General features: G+C 39.6%; 20 protein-coding genes. 12 read left to right on the top strand and 8 right to left on the bottom strand.

Annotated features, from left to right (window positions below; translation table 11 throughout):
- Nucleotides 1-39: 39 nt before the first annotated feature.
- The 6 genes from murC to lpxC all read left to right on the top strand — a co-directional run bounded on the left by murC (nt 40) and on the right by lpxC (nt 6,756).
- Nucleotides 40-1,503, top strand: a complete 1,464-nt coding sequence (murC, locus tag RB151_RS15120) for a UDP-N-acetylmuramate--L-alanine ligase (RefSeq protein WP_042845115.1) — start codon at nt 40-42, stop codon at nt 1,501-1,503.
- A gap of 2 nt (nt 1,504-1,505) precedes the next feature.
- Nucleotides 1,506-2,426 (top strand): D-alanine--D-alanine ligase, encoded by a 921-nt coding sequence (locus RB151_RS15115; protein WP_071548283.1) that lies wholly within the window; start codon nt 1,506-1,508, stop codon nt 2,424-2,426.
- A gap of 1 nt (nt 2,427) precedes the next feature.
- The gene (gene ftsQ / locus RB151_RS15110) at nt 2,428-3,234 is read left to right on the top strand and encodes a cell division protein FtsQ (RefSeq protein WP_042845113.1); all 807 of its coding nucleotides are present in this window, start codon (nt 2,428-2,430) and stop codon (nt 3,232-3,234) included.
- A 29-nt stretch (nt 3,235-3,263) separates the two neighbouring features.
- Nucleotides 3,264-4,520, top strand: a complete 1,257-nt coding sequence (ftsA, locus tag RB151_RS15105) for a cell division protein FtsA (protein WP_042845112.1) — start codon at nt 3,264-3,266, stop codon at nt 4,518-4,520.
- A 60-nt stretch (nt 4,521-4,580) separates the two neighbouring features.
- Entirely contained in the window at nt 4,581-5,738 is a 1,158-nt protein-coding gene (gene ftsZ / locus RB151_RS15100) for a cell division protein FtsZ (RefSeq protein ID WP_042845111.1), read from the top strand.
- Between the two features lie 100 nt (nt 5,739-5,838).
- Entirely contained in the window at nt 5,839-6,756 is a 918-nt protein-coding gene (lpxC, locus tag RB151_RS15095; RefSeq protein ID WP_042845110.1) for a UDP-3-O-acyl-N-acetylglucosamine deacetylase, read from the top strand.
- A 36-nt stretch (nt 6,757-6,792) separates the two neighbouring features.
- On the opposite strand, the gene RB151_RS15090 is transcribed toward lpxC, so the two are convergent.
- Nucleotides 6,793-7,314, bottom strand: coding sequence for a DUF721 domain-containing protein (locus tag RB151_RS15090; RefSeq protein WP_048607937.1), 522 nt, complete (start codon nt 7,312-7,314; stop codon nt 6,793-6,795).
- Between the two features lie 83 nt (nt 7,315-7,397).
- On the opposite strand from RB151_RS15090, the gene secM reads away from it, so the two are divergent.
- From secM to mutT, 3 genes are all read left to right on the top strand, one after another.
- Nucleotides 7,398-7,925, top strand: a complete 528-nt coding sequence (secM, locus tag RB151_RS15085) for a secA translation cis-regulator SecM (protein WP_042845101.1) — start codon at nt 7,398-7,400, stop codon at nt 7,923-7,925.
- Between the two features lie 99 nt (nt 7,926-8,024).
- Nucleotides 8,025-10,736: a preprotein translocase subunit SecA gene (secA, locus tag RB151_RS15080; protein ID WP_042845099.1), complete on the top strand. Its 2,712-nt coding sequence runs from the start codon at nt 8,025-8,027 to the stop codon at nt 10,734-10,736.
- A 65-nt stretch (nt 10,737-10,801) separates the two neighbouring features.
- Nucleotides 10,802-11,191: an 8-oxo-dGTP diphosphatase MutT gene (mutT, locus tag RB151_RS15075; RefSeq protein ID WP_071548282.1), complete on the top strand. Its 390-nt coding sequence runs from the start codon at nt 10,802-10,804 to the stop codon at nt 11,189-11,191.
- A 130-nt stretch (nt 11,192-11,321) separates the two neighbouring features.
- Here the strand turns inward: mutT and yacG are convergent, their stop codons facing one another.
- The 7 genes from yacG to ampD all read right to left on the bottom strand — a co-directional run bounded on the left by yacG (nt 11,322) and on the right by ampD (nt 16,912).
- Nucleotides 11,322-11,519: a DNA gyrase inhibitor YacG gene (gene yacG / locus RB151_RS15070; protein WP_042845096.1), complete on the bottom strand. Its 198-nt coding sequence runs from the start codon at nt 11,517-11,519 to the stop codon at nt 11,322-11,324.
- A gap of 15 nt (nt 11,520-11,534) precedes the next feature.
- Complete coding sequence (zapD, locus tag RB151_RS15065) at nt 11,535-12,293, bottom strand: cell division protein ZapD (protein ID WP_042845094.1); 759 nt, start codon at nt 12,291-12,293, stop codon at nt 11,535-11,537.
- Between the two features lie 8 nt (nt 12,294-12,301).
- Nucleotides 12,302-12,907, bottom strand: a complete 606-nt coding sequence (gene coaE / locus RB151_RS15060) for a dephospho-CoA kinase (protein ID WP_042845092.1) — start codon at nt 12,905-12,907, stop codon at nt 12,302-12,304.
- Between the two features lie 165 nt (nt 12,908-13,072).
- Nucleotides 13,073-14,260 (bottom strand): type II secretion system F family protein, encoded by a 1,188-nt coding sequence (locus RB151_RS15055; protein ID WP_071548281.1) that lies wholly within the window; start codon nt 14,258-14,260, stop codon nt 13,073-13,075.
- Nucleotides 14,261-14,262: 2 nt separating this feature from the next.
- Complete coding sequence (locus tag RB151_RS15050) at nt 14,263-15,660, bottom strand: ATPase, T2SS/T4P/T4SS family (RefSeq protein ID WP_071548280.1); 1,398 nt, start codon at nt 15,658-15,660, stop codon at nt 14,263-14,265.
- A 12-nt stretch (nt 15,661-15,672) separates the two neighbouring features.
- Entirely contained in the window at nt 15,673-16,098 is a 426-nt protein-coding gene (gene ppdD / locus RB151_RS15045; protein ID WP_042845088.1) for a prepilin peptidase-dependent pilin, read from the bottom strand.
- Between the two features lie 271 nt (nt 16,099-16,369).
- Nucleotides 16,370-16,912: a 1,6-anhydro-N-acetylmuramyl-L-alanine amidase AmpD gene (gene ampD, locus RB151_RS15040; RefSeq protein ID WP_370661217.1), complete on the bottom strand. Its 543-nt coding sequence runs from the start codon at nt 16,910-16,912 to the stop codon at nt 16,370-16,372.
- A 106-nt stretch (nt 16,913-17,018) separates the two neighbouring features.
- On the opposite strand from ampD, the gene nadC reads away from it, so the two are divergent.
- From nadC to aceE, 3 genes are all read left to right on the top strand, one after another.
- A complete protein-coding gene (gene nadC, locus RB151_RS15035) occupies nt 17,019-17,921 on the top strand; it encodes a carboxylating nicotinate-nucleotide diphosphorylase (RefSeq protein ID WP_071548279.1) in 903 nt (300 codons plus the stop codon).
- A gap of 623 nt (nt 17,922-18,544) precedes the next feature.
- Nucleotides 18,545-19,315, top strand: coding sequence for a pyruvate dehydrogenase complex transcriptional repressor PdhR (gene pdhR, locus RB151_RS15030; protein WP_042845083.1), 771 nt, complete (start codon nt 18,545-18,547; stop codon nt 19,313-19,315).
- A gap of 172 nt (nt 19,316-19,487) precedes the next feature.
- Complete coding sequence (aceE, locus tag RB151_RS15025) at nt 19,488-22,154, top strand: pyruvate dehydrogenase (acetyl-transferring), homodimeric type (RefSeq protein WP_042845081.1); 2,667 nt, start codon at nt 19,488-19,490, stop codon at nt 22,152-22,154.
- Nucleotides 22,155-22,159: the final 5 nt, after the last annotated feature.

The following is a 22,159-nucleotide window of genomic DNA, read 5'->3' as shown; positions in this document are numbered from 1 at the left end:
CATAATTGATACCGATTTAATTAGAAGCGAAGAAATATAGTGAATACACAACAATTAGCGAAATTAAGAATATCAGTGCCAGAAATGAGAAGAGTTAGGCACATCCATTTTGTTGGCATCGGTGGTGCCGGCATGGGTGGTATCGCTGAAGTGTTGGCAAATGAAGGTTATGAAATTAGTGGTTCTGATTTAGCACCAAATGCAGTGACTCAACAGTTAACCGAATTGGGCGCAACAATTTATTTTAACCATCGCCCCGAAAATGTTGAAAATGCGAGTGTGGTTGTAGTTTCTACAGCTATTTCCAGTGAGAACCCTGAAATTCAAGCAGCAAAAGAGTTACGTATTCCTGTTATTCGCCGTGCAGAAATGTTAGCTGAACTAATGCGTTATCGTCATGGTATTGCTGTTGCAGGGACTCATGGCAAAACAACAACGACAGCAATGATTTCTGGGATTTATGCACAAGCAGGTTTAGACCCAACCTTTGTGAATGGCGGTTTAGTTAAATCAGCAGGGACACATGCTCGCTTAGGCAGTAGCCGTTACTTAATTGCTGAAGCTGATGAAAGCGATGCTTCATTTTTGCACTTACAACCGTTAGTTGCGGTCGTCACGAATATTGAAGCTGACCATATGGATACTTATCAAGGTGACTTTGATAATTTAACCAATACGTTCATTAACTTCTTACATAATTTGCCATTTTATGGCCGTGCAGTCATGTGTATTGATGACCCTGTAATTCGTTCATTATTACCCAAAATTGGTCGTTATATAACGACTTATGGTTTTAGTGAAGATGCTGATGTGCGTATCACAAAATATGAACAAAAAGGTAATCAAGGTTTTTTCACCATTGCGCGTGAAGGGATGCCAGAACTGACTGTCGTACTTAATGCGCCGGGGCGTCACAATGCATTGAATGCAACGGCTGCGGTTGCTGTGGCAACTGAGGAAGGCATTGATGACTTACATATTTTGTCTGCGCTGGTAGAGTTCCAAGGCACTGGGCGTCGTTTTGATTTCCTAGGTAATTTCGCATTACGCAATGTGAATGGTAAGGAAGGCGAAGTGATGTTAGTTGATGACTATGGTCATCATCCAACAGAAGTTGACGCCACCATTAAAGCAGCAAGAGCAGGTTGGCCAGATAAACGTATTGTTATGATTTTTCAGCCTCATCGCTATACACGTACGCGTGATTTATACGATGATTTTGTTAATGTGCTGGGGCAAGTTGATATATTACTGATGTTAGATGTGTATTCTGCTGGTGAGAAGCATGTTCCGGGGGCTGATAGCCGCTCATTATGTAGAACAATTCGTGGTCGCGGTCAGATTGATCCTATTTATGTTGCCGACGTTGAACAAATACCACACATCCTAGCTCAAACTCTTGATGAAAATGATTTAATTTTAGTTCAAGGCGCAGGAAATATTGGTAAAATAGCAAAAAACCTAGCGGAAACGAAATTACAGCCGCCGATGGTTGAGGAATAAATATGGCAGAGAAAGTTGCGGTTTTATTAGGAGGGACATCCGCTGAACGTGAGGTTTCACTTCAGTCAGGGAGTGCTGTGCTGACAGGGTTACGTCAAGCAGGTATTGATGCTCATCCTATTGATACCAAAGATTTTCCTGTTGAAACACTGAGAAATGCAGGTTTCGATAAAGTATTTATTGCGTTACATGGTCGTGGCGGTGAAGACGGAACATTACAGGGGTTATTGGAATTTTTAAACCTACCTTATACTGGTAGCGGTGTAATGGCCTCGGCACTCAGCATGGACAAGCTAAGAACAAAACAATTGTGGGAAGGGGCAGGGTTAAGTGTGTCTCCGTATGTATACTTGACTCAGCAGCAGTATACCCAAGCTTCCCATGAACAAGTTATCGAAAAGGTTCAACAACTCGGTTTACCACTTATTGTTAAGCCAAGTTTAGAAGGTTCCAGTGTTGGGATGAGTAAAGTCGACAGTTTAGAGACATTGTCTTCAGCACTAGAATTGGCATTTCAGTTTGACGATACAGTGTTGATAGAAAAATGGCTTAGTGGCCCAGAATTTACGGTTGCAATATTAGGTGATAAGACATTACCGTCCATCCGTATTCAACCACCGGGTATTTTTTATGACTATGAAGCAAAATATCTGTCAGATGAAACGCAATATTTTTGCCCAAGTGGTTTAGATGAACAAGCGGAATCTGAGTTGTCTGAGTTAGCAATGAATGCATATCAGACAGTAGGATGTGAAGGCTGGGGGCGAGTGGATGTAATGCAAGATAGTGACGGTCAGTTCTATTTATTAGAAGTGAATACCTCACCAGGCATGACTAGCCATAGCCTAGTACCAATGGCCGCACGTCAAGCAGGTATGGAGTTTTCTGAGTTAGTTGTGCAAATTTTGAAATTGGCTCGTTGATATGTCGCAGGCAGCATTAAACGTTAAACATCATAACCATAAGAACGATGAAGACCCAAGTTCAGGGCCAAGTAATGGTGCATTTTTAGGTGGGTTATTTTTCTTCCTAATTGTTGTAAGTACTATCATTTGGAGTGGTTGGATGGTAACGACATGGATGAAAGATGCAGATAGGCTACCAATGTCTAAGTTGGTTCTAACAGGGGAGCGTCATTACACCAAAAATGATGATGTTAGAAAGGCAATTTTAGCATTAGGGCAACCGGGTACGTTTATGACAGTTGATGTCAATGCTATCCAAAATCAAATAAGCATGATGCCTTGGATACGCCAAGTTACAGTGCGCAAACAATGGCCTGACGAATTAAAGATTCACATTGTTGAGTATCGTCCATTTGCAAGGTGGAATGATCAAAACATGGTAGATGGAGAGGGGCGGGTATTTAGTTTACCGGTCAGCGAAAATGGGAAAGGCGACTATGTGTTGCTGTATGGCCCACAAGGTAGCCAAAAAGAAGTTCTTAAAGAATTTGCAGTATTTAAGAATACGTTAGCTGCACATAACTTAAAGCTAAAGTCACTCTCTATGACTGCTAGGCATGCATGGCAAATTATTTTAGACAACGATGTCAGAATTGAACTGGGTAAAAAAGATGTTTCAGAGCGGCTAAACAGGTTCCTTGAACTTTATCCGCTTTTGCAGCAAACGACGGATAAACGAGTTGATTATGTTGACTTACGTTATACCAGTGGTGCTGCGGTGGGTTGGGCACCACTATTGGTCGATGCTCCACCGAGTTTACAATAATGACTAATAACTCTAATTAGGCAGAAGAAATGATTAAAGCAACGGACAGAAAATTAGTGGTAGGCCTTGAAATTGGAACTTCCAAGGTATCAGCCCTTGTTGGCGAAATTCTGCCCGATGGTATGGTTAATATTATTGGGGTGGGAAGTTGTCCATCTCGCGGAATGGACAAAGGTGGCGTAAACGACCTTGAATCAGTGGTAAAATGTGTCCAAAGAGCGATTGATCAGGCCGAATTAATGGCAGATTGCCAAATATCTTCAGTATATCTTGCGTTATCGGGTAAGCATGTTAGCTGCCAAAATGAAATTGGTATGGTGCCAGTTTCAGAAGAAGAAGTGACACAAGAAGATGTTGATAGTGTGGTACATACTGCAAAATCAGTTCGTGTTCGTGATGAACACAGAATATTGCACGTAATTCCACAAGAGTTCGCGATAGATTACCAAGAAGGGATTAAAAACCCGGTTGGGTTATCGGGTGTACGTATGCAAGCCAAAGTACATCTGATCACCTGCCATAATGATATGGCGAAGAACATAGTCAAAGCAGTTGAGCGTTGTGGGTTAAAAGTCGATCAGCTTATTTTTGCGGGTCTTGCTGCAAGCTATAGCGTGTTAACTGAAGATGAGCGTGAGTTAGGCGTTTGTGTCGTCGATATTGGTGGCGGTACAATGGATATGGCAGTTTATACGGGGGGCGCTTTACGCCACACTAAGGTTATTCCATACGCAGGTAATGTGGTGACTAGTGATATCGCTTATGCTTTCGGAACACCGCCAACAGATGCAGAGGCAATCAAAGTGCGTCATGGTTGTGCAGTAGGTTCGATTGTCAGTAAAGATGAGACCGTAGAAGTGCCTAGTGTGGGCGGTCGTCCACCTAGAAGTTTACAGCGTCAAACCTTAGCAGAAGTTATCGAGCCACGGTATACTGAGCTGTTAAACTTAGTAAATGAAGAAATTTTAAATTTACAGGAACAGTTACGCCAACAAGGTGTCAAACACCATTTGGCCGCTGGTATCGTGTTGACTGGTGGAGCAGCTCAAATCGATGGTTTAGTCGAATGTGCTCAAAAAGTGTTCCATACGCAAGTGCGAATTGGTACACCGCTCAACATCACAGGATTAACGGATTATGCACAGGAGCCATACTATTCAACTGCGGTTGGGCTTCTGCACTACGGTAAAGAAAGCCATTTAGGCGATGATACCGAAATAGAAAAACGAGCATCAGTGAGCGGGTGGTTTAGTAAAATAACTAGCTGGCTGAGAAAAGAATTTTAATTTTTATAAAGAAGCATATTATTAGCTTCAAAAGTAGTAAGCACAAAACGGAGAGACATTATGTTTGAACCAATGGAGCTAACCAACGATGCGGTGATTAAAGTCATCGGCGTTGGGGGCGGCGGCGGTAATGCCGTTGAACACATGGTGCGTGAACGTATTGAAGGCGTTGAGTTCTTCGCTGTCAATACAGACGCACAGGCACTGCGTAAAACCGCAGTTGGACAAACTATCCAGATCGGTACAGGTATTACCAAAGGTCTGGGTGCTGGCGCAAACCCTGAAGTCGGCCGTAATGCCGCTGAAGAAGATCGTGAAGCTCTGCGTAATGCATTAGATGGCGCAGATATGGTCTTTATCGCAGCAGGTATGGGCGGTGGTACAGGAACTGGGGCTGCTCCAGTTGTTGCCGAGGTAGCCAAAGAACTGGGTATTCTGACAGTTGCTGTTGTGACTAAGCCTTTCAATTTTGAAGGTAAAAAGCGCATGGCATTTGCAGAAGCGGGGATTACTGAGTTATCAAAACACGTAGACTCACTGATCACCATCCCAAATGATAAATTATTGAAAGTACTTGGTCGTGGTATCTCGTTACTAGATGCTTTTGGTGCGGCAAATGACGTACTTAAAGGTGCAGTACAAGGTATCGCTGAACTGATTACACGCCCAGGTTTGATGAACGTAGACTTCGCTGACGTACGTACAGTCATGTCAGAAATGGGCTACGCGATGATGGGTTCAGGTGTCGCTCGTGGTGAAGATAGAGCAGAAGAAGCGGCTGAAATGGCCATTTCTAGCCCACTACTTGAAGATATCGACCTGTCTGGTGCGCGTGGTGTGTTGGTTAACATCACCGCTGGTTTCGACCTGCGCTTGGATGAGTTTGAGACGGTAGGTAATACTATCCGTGCTTTCGCATCTGATAATGCGACGGTAGTAATCGGTACTTCTCTAGACCCAGAAATGCACGAAGAGCTGCGCGTCACTGTTGTTGCTACGGGTATTGGTATGGACAAACGTCCTGAAATTACCTTAGTCAGCAATAAGATGTCTCAGCAGACGTCAATGGAGCAACGTTATCAGCAAATGCAAAATAGCATGTCTTCATTAACAGAAGAGAAACCAGCAGCTAAAGCGGTTAATGACCAAAATACGCAAACAAATAAAGAACCAGATTATCTTGATATTCCTGCGTTCTTGCGTAAGCAGGCCGATTAATTTTAATTTATATTGGTTTCTCCGCTTTTTGTGCTAAAATTTCCTACTGGTTATCCTGTAAGATAATCAGTAGGACTTATAACATTGCGAGAAAAATACGATGATCAAACAAAGGACATTAAAACGTATAATTACAGCGACTGGTGTCGGTTTACATACCGGCAAAAAAGTTACGCTTACTTTACGTCCAGCGCCGGCCAATACCGGGGTCATCTACCGTCGTACTGACCTTAATCCACCGGTTGATTTTCCGGCAGATGCGAAATCAGTTCGCGATACTATGTTATGTACTTGCTTAGTCAACGAAGATAACGTACGTATTTCAACTGTTGAGCATTTGAATGCTGCCTTAGCAGGGTTAGGTATCGATAACATTGTTATTGAAGTCAATGCGCCTGAAATCCCTATTATGGATGGCAGTGCAGCACCATTTGTTTTCTTACTGCTTGATGGCGGTATCGAAGAGTTAAATTGTGCAAAGAAATTTTTGCGTATTAAAGAAACTGTACGTGTTGAAGATGGTGATAAATGGGCAGAGATGAAACCTTATAATGGGTTTAGTCTTGATTTCACTATTGATTTCCAACACCCGGCTATTGATAGCAGCACACAACGCTATTCACTTGATTTCTCTGCGGAATCATTTGTTAATCAAATCAGCCGAGCACGTACTTTTGGTTTTATGCGTGATATTGAATATCTGCAATCAAAAGGCTTATGCTTAGGCGGTAGTTTCGACTGCGCTATCGTTGTTGATGACTATAAAGTTCTTAACGAAGATGGCTTACGTTTTGAAGATGAATTCGTTCGTCACAAAATGTTGGATGCAATAGGTGACTTATTCATGTGTGGGCATAACATTATTGGCGCATTTACTGCGTTCAAATCTGGTCATGCACTGAATAACAAACTTCTACAAGCGGTTTTAGCGAAAGAGTCCGCTTGGGATCTTGTTACCTTTGAAGATGAAGCTCAATTGCCAGTGGCATTTAAAGCCCCTTCAGCTGTATACGCATAACGTTGGTTATGCGGCTATCACCGAAAATAATCGGGGTTAGCCCTTTCTGTTGGCTGTGCTAGTACTCTCTCCGGCTAGTGCAGCCAGCCGCTCAAACCTTTCTTTTAACCCTTTTGGGCTATTCTCCGCTAATTTTAATAATGTTAGTGCTGTTTGCGTGCTTATCTGACGGTTGTTCATTTTTTGACTTGCTGAGTCTGTTTGCTTAGTTACTGAACTATTTTGCTTCGATTTTCGCATTAGATCGGGATTGATTCTGATGTCGATAGAAGATAAAGATGGTAGAATAGATGTCCTTAATGCAGAAAGAAGGTTTATTTTTTCATAATTAAGGCGGGTCATCCAGCTGGCATTAGCCACTTCGAGGACCATAACATTGTTACGGTAGTTTGCAACACGGCACATTGGTTTGATTTCACTAGGAAGTAAGCCTTTTACTGCACGGTTCAGTTTAACAATGGCTTTTGCATTGCGCTGAATTGTCTGCAACGTGTTCGATGATGTTGCCAATGACCCTTCAAGAACATCAAAAAGTGCTTGGGGATGACTATCTCTCATTTTTGGCTCCAGCTAACAATGTGCAATGATAAAACGTATAGACAGATAATAGCATTGTCACGAATTGATGATATAAGAGTTTAATGGGCATTTTAAATTTTTGGCGACAACTTGGTAGAAAATACTTTTGGTCCCACCTATTATTAGGTGTGGTTGCCACGGGTGTCGGCTTGCCTACAATTTTAAATGCATTATCTGAGTCTCAATTAACACAAATTAACTCTTCACCAGTTAATCGCCAAAGTCAGGCGGTTAATGCGTTTGATAATTTATTTGCTCAGCAAAATTCTCAACGTTCTTCATCCTCATCCTCTTTTTCGGTTAATTATTGGCAGCAACATGCGGTAAGAAATGTCATCCGTCAGTTAACTTTTGCCTTTTCAGCAACCGAAGATGACGATGCAAGTACGGCCAAAAAAGAATCAGAACAACTTATTGTACCACAATTGATGTTAGATACGTTGTATGCCATGTTGGCTCAGCGTTCACTTCAATGGGATGAACGTATTGTTCAAGTTAATCATTATGATTACCCTCACTTTATTTCCTACCAACCTGCGATGTGGGTGGCACAAGTCCATGGTATTCGTGCAGGGCCGTTAACTTCTTAATCTCCCTCATAAAGTATCAGCAGATATCGCTGTATTATTTTATGGCATAACAATGAATAAAAAATTAAATAACTAATTGATATATTAGAGATTAAAGATATGTTAACAAAGATCCTAACCAAAGTTTTTGGTAGCCGTAACGACCGCACACTACGCCGCTTACGCAAAGAAGTTGAAAAAATTAACCGTTTAGAGCCTGATTTCGAAAAGTTATCGGATGATGAACTAAAAGCTAAAACAATTGAGTTTCGTGAGCGTCTAGAGAAAAACGAAAGCTTAGAAAGCATCATTCCTGAAGCGTTCGCTACGGTACGTGAAGCGAGTCGACGTGTATTTGGTATGCGTCACTTTGATGTACAGTTAATTGGTGGGATGGTACTGAATGAACGCTGTATCGCTGAAATGCGCACAGGTGAAGGTAAAACACTTACCGCAACGTTACCTGCATATATTAACGCATTAAGTGGCAAAGGTGTCCATGTTGTAACAGTAAACGACTACTTAGCAAAACGAGATGCGGAAAATAACCGCCCATTATTTGAGTTCTTAGGCTTAACGGTGGGTATTAACTTACCGGGTATGGCTCCTCCAGCGAAACGCGAAGCGTATGCTGCGGATATTACTTATGGAACTAATAACGAGTTTGGCTTCGACTACTTACGTGACAACATGGCGTTTAGTCCTGAAGAACGCGTTCAACGTAAGCTTCATTATGCTTTAGTGGATGAGGTTGACTCAATCCTTATCGATGAAGCTCGTACACCTCTAATTATCTCAGGTCCTGCTGAAGATAGCTCAGAATTGTACCAAAAAGTGGATAAACTAATTCCACATCTGCAACGCCAAGAAAAAGAAGACTCCGATACTTTCCAAGGGGAAGGTCATTTTTCGGTTGATGAAAAGGCACGTCAAGTTACCATTACTGAGCGTGGGCTAGTATTAATCGAAGAGTTATTGGCAAAAGAAGGCTTAATGGCTGAAGGAGAGTCGTTATATTCTCCATCTAACATTATGTTAATGCACCATGTTATGGCTGGCTTACGTGCGCATGCTTTATTTACGTTAGACGTTGATTATATTGTAAAAGATGGCCAAATTGTTATTGTCGACGAACATACAGGTCGTACAATGGAAGGGCGTCGTTGGTCTGATGGTTTGCACCAAGCTGTTGAAGCGAAAGAAGGTGTTGAAATCCAAAATGAAAACCAGACACTCGCGTCTATAACATTCCAAAATTACTTCCGTTTGTATGAAAAACTAGCCGGTATGACGGGTACCGCAGATACAGAAGCGTTTGAATTTAGCTCTATTTATAAACTTGATACCATCGTTATTCCAACTAACCGCCCAATGGTTCGTAAAGATTTACCTGATCTGGTTTATATGAATGAAGCAGATAAATTCGCTGCAATTATTGAAGATATCCGTGAAAGAACTGCCAATGGTCAGCCAGTACTGGTCGGTACTATTTCGATTGAAAAATCAGAGCTAATTTCTAATGCATTGAAAAAAGCTAAGATTGCGCACAATGTTCTTAATGCTAAATTCCACGCAATGGAAGCTGATATTATCGCCAATGCGGGTCAAGCGGGTGCTGTCACCATTGCAACGAACATGGCGGGGCGTGGTACTGATATTATGTTGGGTGGTAGCTGGCAATCTGAAATTGCCGCTTTGGAAGACCCAACTCAAGAACAAATTGATGAAATCAAAGCCCAATGGAAAATTCGTCATGATGCAGTATTAGCATCCGGCGGTTTACATATCATTGGTACAGAGCGTCATGAGTCTCGCCGTATTGATAATCAGTTACGAGGCCGTGCTGGTCGTCAAGGGGATGCAGGTTCATCACGTTTCTATTTATCGATGGAAGATGCACTTATGCGCATTTTCGCCTCTGACCGTGTCACTGGGATGATGAAAAAACTGGGGATGAAACCTGGTGAAGCAATAGAGCATCCATGGGTCACTAAAGCGATTGCGAATGCGCAACGTAAAGTTGAAAGCCGTAACTTTGATATTCGTAAACAATTACTTGAGTATGATGATGTAGCGAGCGACCAACGTCGTGCTATCTATACTCAGCGTAATGAATTGTTGGATGGTGGTGATATCAAGGAAACCGTTGATAGCATTCGTGAAGATGTATTCACAACAACAATGGATGCATATATTCCTCCGCAATCATTAGAAGAAATGTGGGATATTGAAGGGCTACATCAGCGTTTAGTTAATGATTTTGACCTCGATTTACCAATCAAAGAGTGGTTAGATAAAGAACCAGAACTGCACGAGGAAACATTGCGTGAACGTATCATGGCAAAAGCCATTGAAGTTTATGATCGCAAAGAAGAAATTGTCGGTGCAGAAGCAATGCGTAACTTTGAAAAAGGGGTAATGTTGCAAACATTAGATACCTTATGGAAAGAGCATTTAGCTTCAATGGATTATTTACGTCAAGGTATTCATTTACGTGGTTATGCTCAAAAAGACCCGAAACAAGAATATAAACGTGAGTCTTTCAGCATGTTTGCAAATATGCTTGAAGCACTGAAATATGAGGTGATCAGTACGTTATCTAAAGTACAAGTTCGTTTACCTGAAGAGGTCGAAGCTTTAGAACAACAGCGCCGTGAAGAAGCAGAGCGTTTAGCGAAGAAACAACAACTTAGTCACGAAGCAGGTTCGGAATCTTTAATGACTGAAACTGAAGCCAAAATAGCAACACAAGGCCATAAAATCGGTCGTAATGACCCATGTCCTTGTGGCTCAGGTAAAAAGTATAAGCAATGCCATGGCCGCTTAAACTAATTCGTTGTTAAAAATATCAATACTATAAAAAAGGCGGGGGTACCCGCCTTTTTGGTGAAGAAATAATGGAAAAAAAACATTTGCATATTGCAGCTGGGATTATACGCAATTCACAGCAGAAAATTTTTATTACTAAACGCCCAGAAGGTACTCACATGGCTGGTTTTTGGGAGTTTCCGGGCGGCAAGCTTGAAAAAGGAGAATTACCAGAAGCGGCATTAATCCGTGAACTTGAAGAAGAAGTTGGCATTATTGTCACTCAAAGTGAATTATTTCACCGCGTTGACCATGAGTTTGATGATCGGTTTATTACACTTTACTTCTTTATGGTTTCCGAATGGGATAATGAACCTTATGGTAAAGAAGGGCAGGTTTCACGTTGGGTTGCTCAACAAGATCTGGTTGCGGATGAATTCCCACCAGCAAACCGTGTTATTGTTGATATGCTAAGGTAAAATCGGGTAGTTTTTAGCCCGGTACTAATTGAGGCCTAAACATAAAGAATCGTACCTGAAAGCATAATAAGTGGAAAATACATAAGGGGATAATCACCATATTTTGTATTTTCCACCTAAATTATAGATATTACTTATCGGGTTGTTCACTCCAATCATCGCTGTCAGATATGTCACCTTGACTCGCAATGCGTTTTTCTTCACTTGCCCATTCACCAAGATCAATAAGTTGGCAACGTTTACTGCAAAAAGGTCGATAAGGGCTAGTTTCATCCCAGACCACTATTTTTTTGCATGTGGGGCAATTTACCTCAATAATTTCACTCATAAATTATAACTCTAGCTAGCAACAGGATAATTCAAAATTAATTACGTCTGGTAGTATACCATTCTCACTGTCAATATGCAGGAAACGTAGAGCAAACCGTGTTTTGTGCCCTGAGATTTGCGGGTAAATTAGGTATTCTGTAGATAGCTTGATACGCAACAATTCTTTGCCTTCTACATTATCTTGGTAGAAGCCATTATTAGACTCTCTGACTTCGAATTTTCCACTTTGCCGAATTAAAGTAAGAACAGTTTTTAATGCGTCATTTAGAGGCTCAATACTTTGTAGCCAGCCGTTAATCGCTTTATCCCGTTCAACTTGAGGGATATTTAACCAGAGTTGTAATGTAGGAAGATCAAAACTACAGCATCCTCCAGGAATGCTTAGGCGTTGGCGCACCATACTAATAATTTTATCTGTACGTAAGTGATGACCAAAACGAGGCGCAGACATTAAATGGGAAATTTTACCGGATAATTGTTCTAATAATGAGGAAATCAATTCATTATCTGCGTTAGGGGCTTCAGCCCAATTGGATAACCGAGTCCGTTGTTTTTCAAGTTCTTTAATTAGCTCAGAACGAACTTCCCCTCTATCGAGAATTTCAATTAATTCTGAAACAGAGCGAAAAAAAGCGATACCTGAAGAATAAGAGGTAATATTACTAAGCTCATAAATTTGAGATAAAAGTGTTTCAAGGCGCAACCATGAACGGATCTTTTCATTCATCGGATACTCATAAGTAATAAAATTTGTTGCAATTAATTCGCCCATTTTTATTCCTATTTTTTTATTTTTGCTAATGCTAAATATTGATTGTGTAGAATTGCTACCTTATCTGAAATATCTGTGTCGTTAGTATGGTTTGTAATTATGTCATCGGCATAAGATAGACGTTTTTCACGGCTTACCTGCGCATTTAGTATATTCGTTATTTGCTCAAGACTGGTATTATCTCTTTTCAGGGTTCGTTGAATTTGTTCTTCGGGTGTTACATCTACAATTAACACTCTATTAGCCAAATGATAAATATTATTTTCAATTAATAATGGAACAACCCAGAGCACGTAAGGGTAATTTGCTTGTTGGAATTGCTTTTGTGTTTCTTGCTGAATAAGGGGGTGTAGCAGTGCATTCAACCATTTTTTTTCATTAGGGTTAGAGAAAATAATTTCCCTGAGCTTACGCCGGTTGAGAGAGCCATTAGGGAGAATAACCTCTTCACCAAAATGAGATTTAATGGTTTCTAATGCTGGTGTATTTGGCTCTACGACCTGACGCGCGATGACATCCGCATCGACAAGAGGGACACCGTATTTTGCAAACTCGTTTGCAACCGTTGTCTTTCCGCTACCAATACCACCTGTCAAAGCTACTATATAGGGCATAAAATTATTCATTTATTCATCGAAGAAAAATAGATTACACTGAAACAATCAGTTTGTCTTTACTCAATTTTGTATTAATTTCACTAGTTAAAAATAACTAGTGAAAGTACGCCATATGATATTGATATTCTGTAAATATAACAATTGTATCTTTATTAAAATAAGTTATAACCCAGTTATTACATTACCTAAATTAAATATCGGCAAATACATCGCTAACATAATCGTACCGACTAAAATTGCAATAAAAACCAATAAAATAGGCTCTAGGTTTTTGAGCGATTTTTCAGTTAAAAATAGATATTGCTCTGAATAATATTTAAATAAATATTGGGTGAAATACTGAAGCTTTCCTGACTCTTCAGCAATAGAGAGTAGCTGTACAGATAAATCAGGGAAGAATTTAGTGTGCTTCATTGCATAAGAAAGTAATTCCCCTTGGTGTACAGAGGTTTGTATTTGCCTACAATCTTTATTGTATTGGTAATTGCTGATAGTTTGAATAGTGCAACTTAAGCATTCAGATAATGATAATCCGACTCTTAATGTTGAGTGCATGGTTAAAAAATAAAGGCTTAAGTAATGGGTTTGTATTAAATCTTTGAGTAATGGTATGCGCATCATGACTCTATTTAAAATAGATTTAAGTGTAAATTTAAATTTAACTGTTAATACTGATAAAGTGAAAAATATAAATAACAGAATGATTGATTTTTCTTGTATATATTCAGAGGTAAAAATAACAACTTTAGTAACAAAAGGTAATTCATGTTGAAAATTACCATATATATTTTCAAATTGAGGGACAACATAGTACATCATAATTATTAATAGTAAGATTGAAAATAGTGATAGTGCGATTGGATAACGTATTGCTTTTTTGATAAGTAATGCATTTTTTTCATTGTGTTCTAACATTGTGCTAATAACTTGAAAGCTTTCATCGTAACGCCCTGTTTTTTCGGCAACAATTATTAGGCTGACTATTGTGTTATTAAAAATAAGAGGGTGCTTATTTAGATGCTGTGAAAGCTTATCGCCTTTTTCTAGGTTTTCAATTGAATTTTCTATCATGTTTTGCCAATAAGGAAGGTGGCAATTAGATAGTAGTATTTTTAGGCATTGAACTAGGTTAATACCTGAAGATGCCAATATACTTAATTGGTGAAAGAAATGTATTCGATAATCTATATTCTCACGATTTAAAATAAAAATCATTTTAAATTTAATTTTTAATGGGGTTAGGTTATTTTTAGTAATTGCCAAAAAAGCATTTTTCTTACTACTGGCTAAAAGGTTTTTTTTAATTAAATTGTTGTTACTGTCAATAGCAATATATGAATAAATAAACATAATTATAGTTTTCCATGCCCAATAACAGAATAAATTTCTTGCAGAGTTGTTTCACCTGATTCAACTAAAGTTAGGCCTGCTTTAAATAAGTTATCGAAACCCTCTATGCTAGAGGGCTGACCAGAAAATAATTTGCCTATCTTTGGTTGATCGATATACTCATAAATAGCGGTTCTGCCCATAAAGCCAGAGAAGCAGAGCTCACACCTTTTAGACGACCACTGATTAATAATTAGATCATCATTCAGTTTAACGGGCTGCGCTGTAATTCCTTTACAATAAGGGCAAAGCTTTCTTACTAACCTTTGTGCTATTACCATTTTTAAACACGATTTTAATTCAATATGACTAACACCTAGCTGATTCATGCGCTCTATCGCACTAAAGGTACAATTAGTATGTAATGTTGATAAAACTAAATGCCCTGTTTGTGCGGCACGCGTGGCAATTTTAGCGGTTTCTTCATCTCTAATTTCCCCAATCATAATAATATCTGGGTCTTGTCTTAGTAATGCTCTCAGAATAAAAGCGAAGCTAAGATCATATTTTTCATTGACTTGAGTTTGATTGACCCCTTGTAAAGGGATCTCAATTGGGTCTTCGATGGTTGAGATATTTCTAGAGGACTTATTTAAATATTCAAGGGCACTATACAACGTTACTGTTTTACCGCTACCTGTAGGGCCTGTAACTAAAATTAACCCTTGTGGCTGATTTAGATAGTCTTGTAGTGAAGAAAGAAGGGAAGAGCACATCCCAATGTGCTCTAAAGAATATTTTAACTGTGTATTCAAAATGCGTAATACTAGTTTTTCACCATGAAGAGTTGGAATACTTGATAGGCGGATACTGTAATTTTTCCCATCAAAATGCCAACTCATTTGCCCATCTTGTGGACGCCGTTTTTCTGCGATATTCATTTTTGCGAGTATTTTTATACGAGCAATGATTTCATTGTTAATTTCATATGGTGGGGAAGGGATAAAATATAATTTCCCATCAACCCGTAACCTAATCTTTAACCCTTGTTTGGTAGGTTCAAGATGGATGTCCGATGAACGTTTATGAACAGCGGTTTTTAGTAGGTCCTCAACAAAATCAACAGCGGGTGAGCTAACATTAAGGGACTCAGCCTCTTTAGGTTGATATTGAGTCTCTTCTTCTTTTATTTGATGTATTTCACTGTTGAAATAATGGTCGATTTTCTCTTTTGGCCAAATATCGTAGCAAACGGGTACACTTGCAATAAATTTTAGTGTGGCAATTAAATTGTCATTAGGCTTTTTTGCGACAGCGATAGATAACCTTTTGTGATTATAATCAATTATGATCATATAGTTTCTATCACATATATTTTTTAACTCTTTTAAAATATATTGCTTGTCCTTGAGTGTGTTCATGAAAACTCCTAATTAAAATACAAATGTTTTTTCACATAATGATTTTAAATTTGCATCAGTTTTACTTTCACAAAGAACTGACCATTTAAAAGGCATGCTATTTGCTGGGATTGACGGTGTTAAGGTTATATTAAGTGCTGATAGTGACTTATCACCCGTTAATTTAATAACCCCAGACTTTACTTCTATTTTACTAATGTACTTTCCTGTTATATTAGTAGGTATGTTATTATTTCCATTATTACATTGTGATAAACTTCCTTGCTCAAAACTACACAGTTCTATACTACTTTTATAGGGGAGCACCATTTGTAGTACATCTGTCATCGCAGCTTTTTGCATATACCCTTGATAACCAGGAATAGCAATAGCACTAAGTATAGAAATGATTGCGATGACTACCATTATTTCGATAAGAGAAAAACCTTGCTGATTCATAATTAAAACCTCTTTTGTTTAGTGAGGTTTAATCATAATTAATTTTTTTTAATAAACTTATCGATAAATAAAAAAATAGAAAGCGTTTTGTAAGTTTTGTAGTGTGAAAGGATGCGTTACATTATTTTTTTCGAGTGGCTTCGCAATAAAAAAAGAATTGCTTTTAAAACAGCGTTAGGTAATGAATTGTTATATAAGATAAGTGCGGTGCTATTAACAGCTAATATATATTAAAATAAAAATATTAGCTGTTAATTAAGTATAATAACTATTAACGTTTTAATTTATTTTTATATTTTTGCCAATCGAAAAATGGGCCTGGGTCTGTTTTCCTTTCAGGGGCTATATCACTGTGACCAGTAATATTATGTTTAATTAATGGGTACACAGAAATAAGCAACTGGGTTAGTTGGGCAAGAGACTGGTATTGCGCTTCAGTGAATGGTTCAAAATCTGTACCTTCCAGCTCAATGCCAATTGAAAAATCATTACATTTTTCTTTGCCTTGGTAGCTAGATTGCCCTGCATGCCAAGCTCGTAAATGAAAAGGTACATATTGAACGATCGCACCATCACGGCGTATTAAGCAGTGTGCAGAAACACGAAGGTGTTTGATTTCTTCAAAAAAGGGGTGTTCTTTAGGGTTTAACTTCCCTGTAAAGAGTTGATCAATATAAGGTCCACCAAACCTACCGGGGGGGAGGCTAATATTATGGATAACCAAAAGAGAAGGAATAACATTCTCAGGGCGTTGGTCGTGGTGTGGGGAAGGGATATGAGTCACATTATTTAGCCAACCATCATGTATTTTCATATCGTTATCCATAGTATTCTCTTTTCTTTTTGGTTAATACTCGTTATCTGCGAATGAAAAGATTAGCATAGATAAAATAAGACGGGTGCATATTTTGGAGTTATAAATGCCTATACGACGTTATGATGAACAGCAAAGACGTACAATTCTTCAGGCAAGATTGGATACGGATATTCCATTTATGGTTGGTGTTGCTCTGAAAGAAGATTTAGGTCAGGTCATTGATTATAAAAGGGATATAACAGGTCAGTTATTGAATGCGGATACTCAAGCGACTGCACTCATTATCACCCGTGAAAATGGGGTCTTTTGCGGGAAACAATGGTTAGAAGAGGTGTTTCTTCAACTAGGGGGGCAAGTCAAAATTGACTGGAAAGTACAAGATGGCGAAGTTGTTACGCCAAACCAAGTATTGTGTGAGATGCATGGCCCATCACAAATTTTATTAACTGGCGAACGTACTGCGTTGAACTTTATTCAAACACTTTCATCGGTATCAAGTGTAACCGCGCAGTATGTGAAACAAATCGAGGGGACGAAAGCTAAACTGCTTGATACCCGTAAAACCATACCTGGGCTGAGAACCGCTTTAAAGTATGCTGTGCTGATGGGCGGTGGTTTTAACCATCGACTAGGGTTGTCTGACGCTTATCTAATAAAAGAGAACCATATTATCTCCGCAGGGTCTGTTGAGCGCGCTGTTGAGTTAGCTCGCCAAGCTCACCCTGATGTACCGATTGAGATCGAAGTTGAAAGTTTAGCTGAGCTATTACGTGCTTTGAAGGCAGAGGCTGACATCATTATGTTAGATAACTTCACTTCAATGATGATGAAAGAAGCCGTAGTACTCACCGCAGGGAAAGCAGCACTTGAGGTCTCAGGGGATGTTACATTAAATACAATAAAGGAATTCGCGGAAACAGGGGTTGATTTTATTTCTGTAGGGGCATTGACTAAGCATATTAAAGCAATGGATTTATCAATGCGCTTTGTTGAAAGTAAAGTATAAATTGGCCTTTCTTTTACTGTTAAAATTAATTAGATCAAAGGGTTAGTAGAATCGGAGGGCGGTAAAATGTCATTATTTTTGTCGCCCCATGATTAAACTAAATAAATAGGCTTGCGCCTATCCGCAATATTGAAATATTAGCGTGTTATTCTATTCATTACTTCCATTTTATTCTGAAGTTTTATGGTAAAAAAAGTGTGTTATCAACACACTGTGTTTCACTTAAGTCAGGGTTAACTCTTTTGTTAACATTTTCATTACAATAGATAGTGTTTTTTAGAGCCTGAATATAGGTTGGTTTTTATTGTCGATTACTTATTCAGAAAATATGAATTTAAATTTAAAGAATGACTTACTTTAACGCTTCAGCTTTTGTTTTTTAGCATAAAAAATCGGTTTTAATGTTAAAAATATTCATATGTGATTGGTTATTAAGTTATCAAATCATGCTAAATATTAAAAAAAATTGTTAAGATTTGCAGGATTTTATGATTTAGCGCAAGGTCTTTATGGACAGATAGTGAATACTTTGTTACTTTATTACCCCATAAGAAAATTGGTATTACCAATTAACACTGGGTAATACCTAATCAATAATTACTCACTAATGAATATGGCAGATTATGACTTACGGTAAAATTCGCCAACCAAAGTTATCAGATGTGATAGAGCAACGACTCGAACATCTTATTTTCGAAGGGACACTACGGCCCGGCGAAAAGCTGCCTCCTGAGCGTGAACTTGCCAAGCAATTCGACGTATCTAGGCCATCAGTGCGTGAAGCAATTCAAACGTTAGAAGCTAAAGGGCTTCTATCTCGTCGCCAAGGTGGCGGCACTTTCGTTCAAAAGAAAATGTGGCAAAGCTTCAGTGATCCTTTAGCCCAACTACTTGAAGGTAATCCCGAATCTCAATTCGATCTGCTTGAAACTCGCCATGCTCTCGAAGGTATTGCAGCTTATTATGCTGCACTTCGCGGCACAGAAGAGGATCTTGAACGAATTCGGCAAAGCTATGAACTAATTAAGACAGCACAAGAAAATGGCGGCCTAGAAGCTGAGTCAGATGCCGTATTGCAATATCAATTAATTGTGACGGAAGCTGCCCATAATGTTGTGCTATTACACCTATTGCGTTGCATGATCCCAATGCTAGAACAAAATATTCGTCAGAATTTTGAGTTCTTATATACCCGTAAAGAAATGTATAAAGCAGTTAGTGAACATAGAGCCCAGATTTTTGCAGCTATAATGGCAAGAGAGCCAGAAAAAGCGCGTGAAGCTTCTCATCGTCATTTAGCTTTTATCGAAGATTTGTTATTGGATATCAGCCGTGAACAGACAAGACGAGAACGTTCTTTACGTCGGTTACAGCAACATCCTGATTTAAATTAATAATATAGATCCTGACTGCTGCGTCTATATTATTGTGAATACTCTAAACGAGAGTTAAAGCGGCAACTACATCAGGGCCTATCTTCCCGCTATTTTTAGTCATATTGGGAAAATGGCAGGAAGATAGGCTCCATATAACCATATAAAATAGATAACAGATAAGGAATACACCATGTCAGATATGCTAAAAAATGACGTGGATCCGATTGAAACTCGCGACTGGCTACAGGCGATTGAATCGGTCATCCGTGAAGAAGGTGTTGATCGTGCTCAGTTTATTATCGAACAGGTATTAAGCGAAGCGCGTAAAGGCGGTGTTAATATTGCCGCTGGTGCATCTGGTCGTTCTGATTACATCAACACAATTGCTGTTGAAGATGAGCCGGCATACCCTGGTAACATGGATTTAGAGCGCCGTATTCGCTCGGCAATTCGCTGGAACGCAGTAATGACTGTTCTGCGGGCTTCTAAAAAAGACTTAGAACTGGGTGGCCATATGGCTTCTTACCAGTCATCAGCAACCTTATATGAAGTATGCTTCAACCACTTCTTCCGCGCTCATAATAACAATGATGGCGGTGACTTAGTATTTTTCCAAGGTCATATCTCTCCGGGGATCTACGCACGTGCTTTCTTAGAAGGTCGTCTAACTGAAGAGCAAATGAACAATTTCCGTCAAGAAATTGGCGGCAATGGTCTGTCTTCTTACCCGCACCCTAAATTAATGCCTGATTTCTGGCAGTTCCCAACCGTATCAATGGGGCTGGGGCCAATTAATGCTATTTATCAAGCTAAATTCCTGAAATACCTAAACAACCGTGGTCTGAAAGATACATCCGCTCAGCGTGTGTATGCATTCCTTGGTGATGGTGAGATGGATGAGCCAGAATCTAAAGGTGCAATTACTATTGCAACACGTGATCAATTAGATAACTTAGTTTTCGTTATTAACTGTAACCTGCAACGTCTGGATGGCCCAGTTACAGGTAACGGTAAAATTGTTAACGAATTAGAAGGTGTCTTTAGTGGCGCTGGCTGGCAAGTTATCAAAGTGATGTGGGGCGACCGTTGGGATGAACTGCTGCGTAAAGATACGAGTGGCAAACTTGTTCAACTGATGAACGAAACCTTAGACGGTGACTACCAAACCTTTAAATCACGTGATGGCGCATATGTCCGTGAGCACTTCTTCAACCGCTACCCTGAAACGGCTGCATTAGTTAAAGATATGACTGATGATGAGATTTGGGCACTGAACCGCGGTGGTCATGATCCGAAGAAAGTGTATGCAGCATTCAAAAAAGCACAAGAAACCAAAGGCAAACCAACTGTTATCTTAGCTCAAACCATTAAAGGTTATGGTATGGGTGAAACAGCAGAAGGTAAAAACATTGCGCACCAAGTGAAAAAAATGAACATGGATGGCGTTCGTCATTTCCGTGATCAATTCAATGTTCCAGTCGCTGATGAGCAAATCGAAAAACTGCCTTACGTTACTTTTGAAAAAGATTCAGAGGAATACAAATATCTGCACGAGCGCCGTCAAGCGCTGGGTGGTTATTTACCAGCTCGTCGTTCAACTTTTGATGAGAAGCTGGAAATCCCTGCACTGGAAGATTTCAGCCAATTATTAGAAGAACAATCGAAAGAAATTTCGACCACGATCGCTTTCGTTCGTGCATTGAACGTTATGTTGAAAAACAAGTCTATCAAAGAGCGTTTAGTGCCAATTATCGCTGATGAAGCGCGTACTTTTGGTATGGAAGGTCTATTCCGTCAAATTGGTATTTATAGCCCGAAAGGCCAGCAATACACACCACAAGACAGAGAACAAGTCGCATACTATAAAGAAGATTCGAAAGGCCAAATCCTGCAAGAAGGTATCAATGAATTGGGCGCAGGTTCTTCTTGGTTAGCTGCTGCAACATCTTACAGCACTAACAACTTGCCGATGATCCCATTCTATATCTACTACTCAATGTTTGGTTTCCAACGTATTGGTGACTTAATGTGGGCAGCGGGTGACCAACAAGCACGTGGCTTCTTGATTGGTGGTACTTCAGGTCGTACAACGCTAAATGGTGAAGGTTTACAACACGAAGATGGCCATAGCCATATTCAATCACTGACAATCCCTAACTGTATTTCTTATGACCCAGCATTTGCTTATGAAGTTGCTGTAATCATGCAAAACGGTTTAGAGCGCATGTACGGTGAAAAACAAGAGAACGTGTATTACTACATCACGACTCTGAACGAAAACTATCATATGCCTGCAATGCCAGAAGGTGTAGAAGAAGGTATCCGTAAAGGTATCTATAAACTGGCTTCAGTTGAAGGTAGTAAAGGCAAAGTTCAGTTGTTAGGTTCAGGTTCTATGATGCGTCATGTGCGTGAAGCGGCGGATATTCTGTCTGCAGATTATGGCATCGGCTCTGATGTATACAGCGTGACTTCATTTACTGAATTGGCGCGTGATGGCCAAGACTGTGAGCGTTGGAATATGCTACACCCATCTGAAGCTCCACGTGTTCCATATATCGCACAAGTGATGAACGATGCACCAGCTGTAGCGTCAACTGACTACATGAAACTGTTTGCTGAACAAGTTCGTACTTATGTACCAGCAAGTGACTACCGTGTTCTGGGTACAGATGGCTTCGGTCGTTCAGATAGCCGTGAAAACTTACGTCACCACTTTGAAGTGGATACTAGCTATGTGATCGTTGCAGCATTAGGTGAATTAGCTAAACGTGGTGAGATTGATGTTAAGGTCGTTGAAGAAGCGATCAAAAAATACAACATCAACCCAGATAAAGTTAACCCACGTTTGGCATAAGAGGT

The sequence above is a fragment of the Providencia rettgeri genome (genome assembly GCF_001874625.1).
GTDB lineage: Bacteria > Pseudomonadota > Gammaproteobacteria > Enterobacterales > Enterobacteriaceae > Providencia > Providencia huashanensis.
Note: the sequence above shows the minus strand (reverse complement) of the source record. Positions and strands in the feature narration are given on the sequence as shown.

Coding starts and splice junctions, on each gene's coding strand:
- RB151_RS15115 (WP_071548283.1), top strand. CDS start 1,506: ATGGCAGAGAAAGTTGCGGTTTTATTAGGAGGGACATCCGCTGAACGT.
- ftsQ (WP_042845113.1), top strand. CDS start 2,428: ATGTCGCAGGCAGCATTAAACGTTAAACATCATAACCATAAGAACGAT.
- ftsA (WP_042845112.1), top strand. CDS start 3,264: ATGATTAAAGCAACGGACAGAAAATTAGTGGTAGGCCTTGAAATTGGA.
- ftsZ (WP_042845111.1), top strand. CDS start 4,581: ATGTTTGAACCAATGGAGCTAACCAACGATGCGGTGATTAAAGTCATC.
- lpxC (WP_042845110.1), top strand. CDS start 5,839: ATGATCAAACAAAGGACATTAAAACGTATAATTACAGCGACTGGTGTC.
- RB151_RS15090 (WP_048607937.1), bottom strand. CDS start 7,314: ATGAGAGATAGTCATCCCCAAGCACTTTTTGATGTTCTTGAAGGGTCA.
- secM (WP_042845101.1), top strand. CDS start 7,398: ATGGGCATTTTAAATTTTTGGCGACAACTTGGTAGAAAATACTTTTGG.
- secA (WP_042845099.1), top strand. CDS start 8,025: ATGTTAACAAAGATCCTAACCAAAGTTTTTGGTAGCCGTAACGACCGC.
- mutT (WP_071548282.1), top strand. CDS start 10,802: ATGGAAAAAAAACATTTGCATATTGCAGCTGGGATTATACGCAATTCA.
- yacG (WP_042845096.1), bottom strand. CDS start 11,519: ATGAGTGAAATTATTGAGGTAAATTGCCCCACATGCAAAAAAATAGTG.
- zapD (WP_042845094.1), bottom strand. CDS start 12,293: ATGGGCGAATTAATTGCAACAAATTTTATTACTTATGAGTATCCGATG.
- coaE (WP_042845092.1), bottom strand. CDS start 12,907: ATGCCCTATATAGTAGCTTTGACAGGTGGTATTGGTAGCGGAAAGACA.
- RB151_RS15055 (WP_071548281.1), bottom strand. CDS start 14,260: ATGTTTATTTATTCATATATTGCTATTGACAGTAACAACAATTTAATT.
- RB151_RS15050 (WP_071548280.1), bottom strand. CDS start 15,660: ATGAACACACTCAAGGACAAGCAATATATTTTAAAAGAGTTAAAAAAT.
- ppdD (WP_042845088.1), bottom strand. CDS start 16,098: ATGAATCAGCAAGGTTTTTCTCTTATCGAAATAATGGTAGTCATCGCA.
- ampD (WP_370661217.1), bottom strand. CDS start 16,912: ATGAAAATACATGATGGTTGGCTAAATAATGTGACTCATATCCCTTCC.
- nadC (WP_071548279.1), top strand. CDS start 17,019: ATGCCTATACGACGTTATGATGAACAGCAAAGACGTACAATTCTTCAG.
- pdhR (WP_042845083.1), top strand. CDS start 18,545: ATGACTTACGGTAAAATTCGCCAACCAAAGTTATCAGATGTGATAGAG.
- aceE (WP_042845081.1), top strand. CDS start 19,488: ATGTCAGATATGCTAAAAAATGACGTGGATCCGATTGAAACTCGCGAC.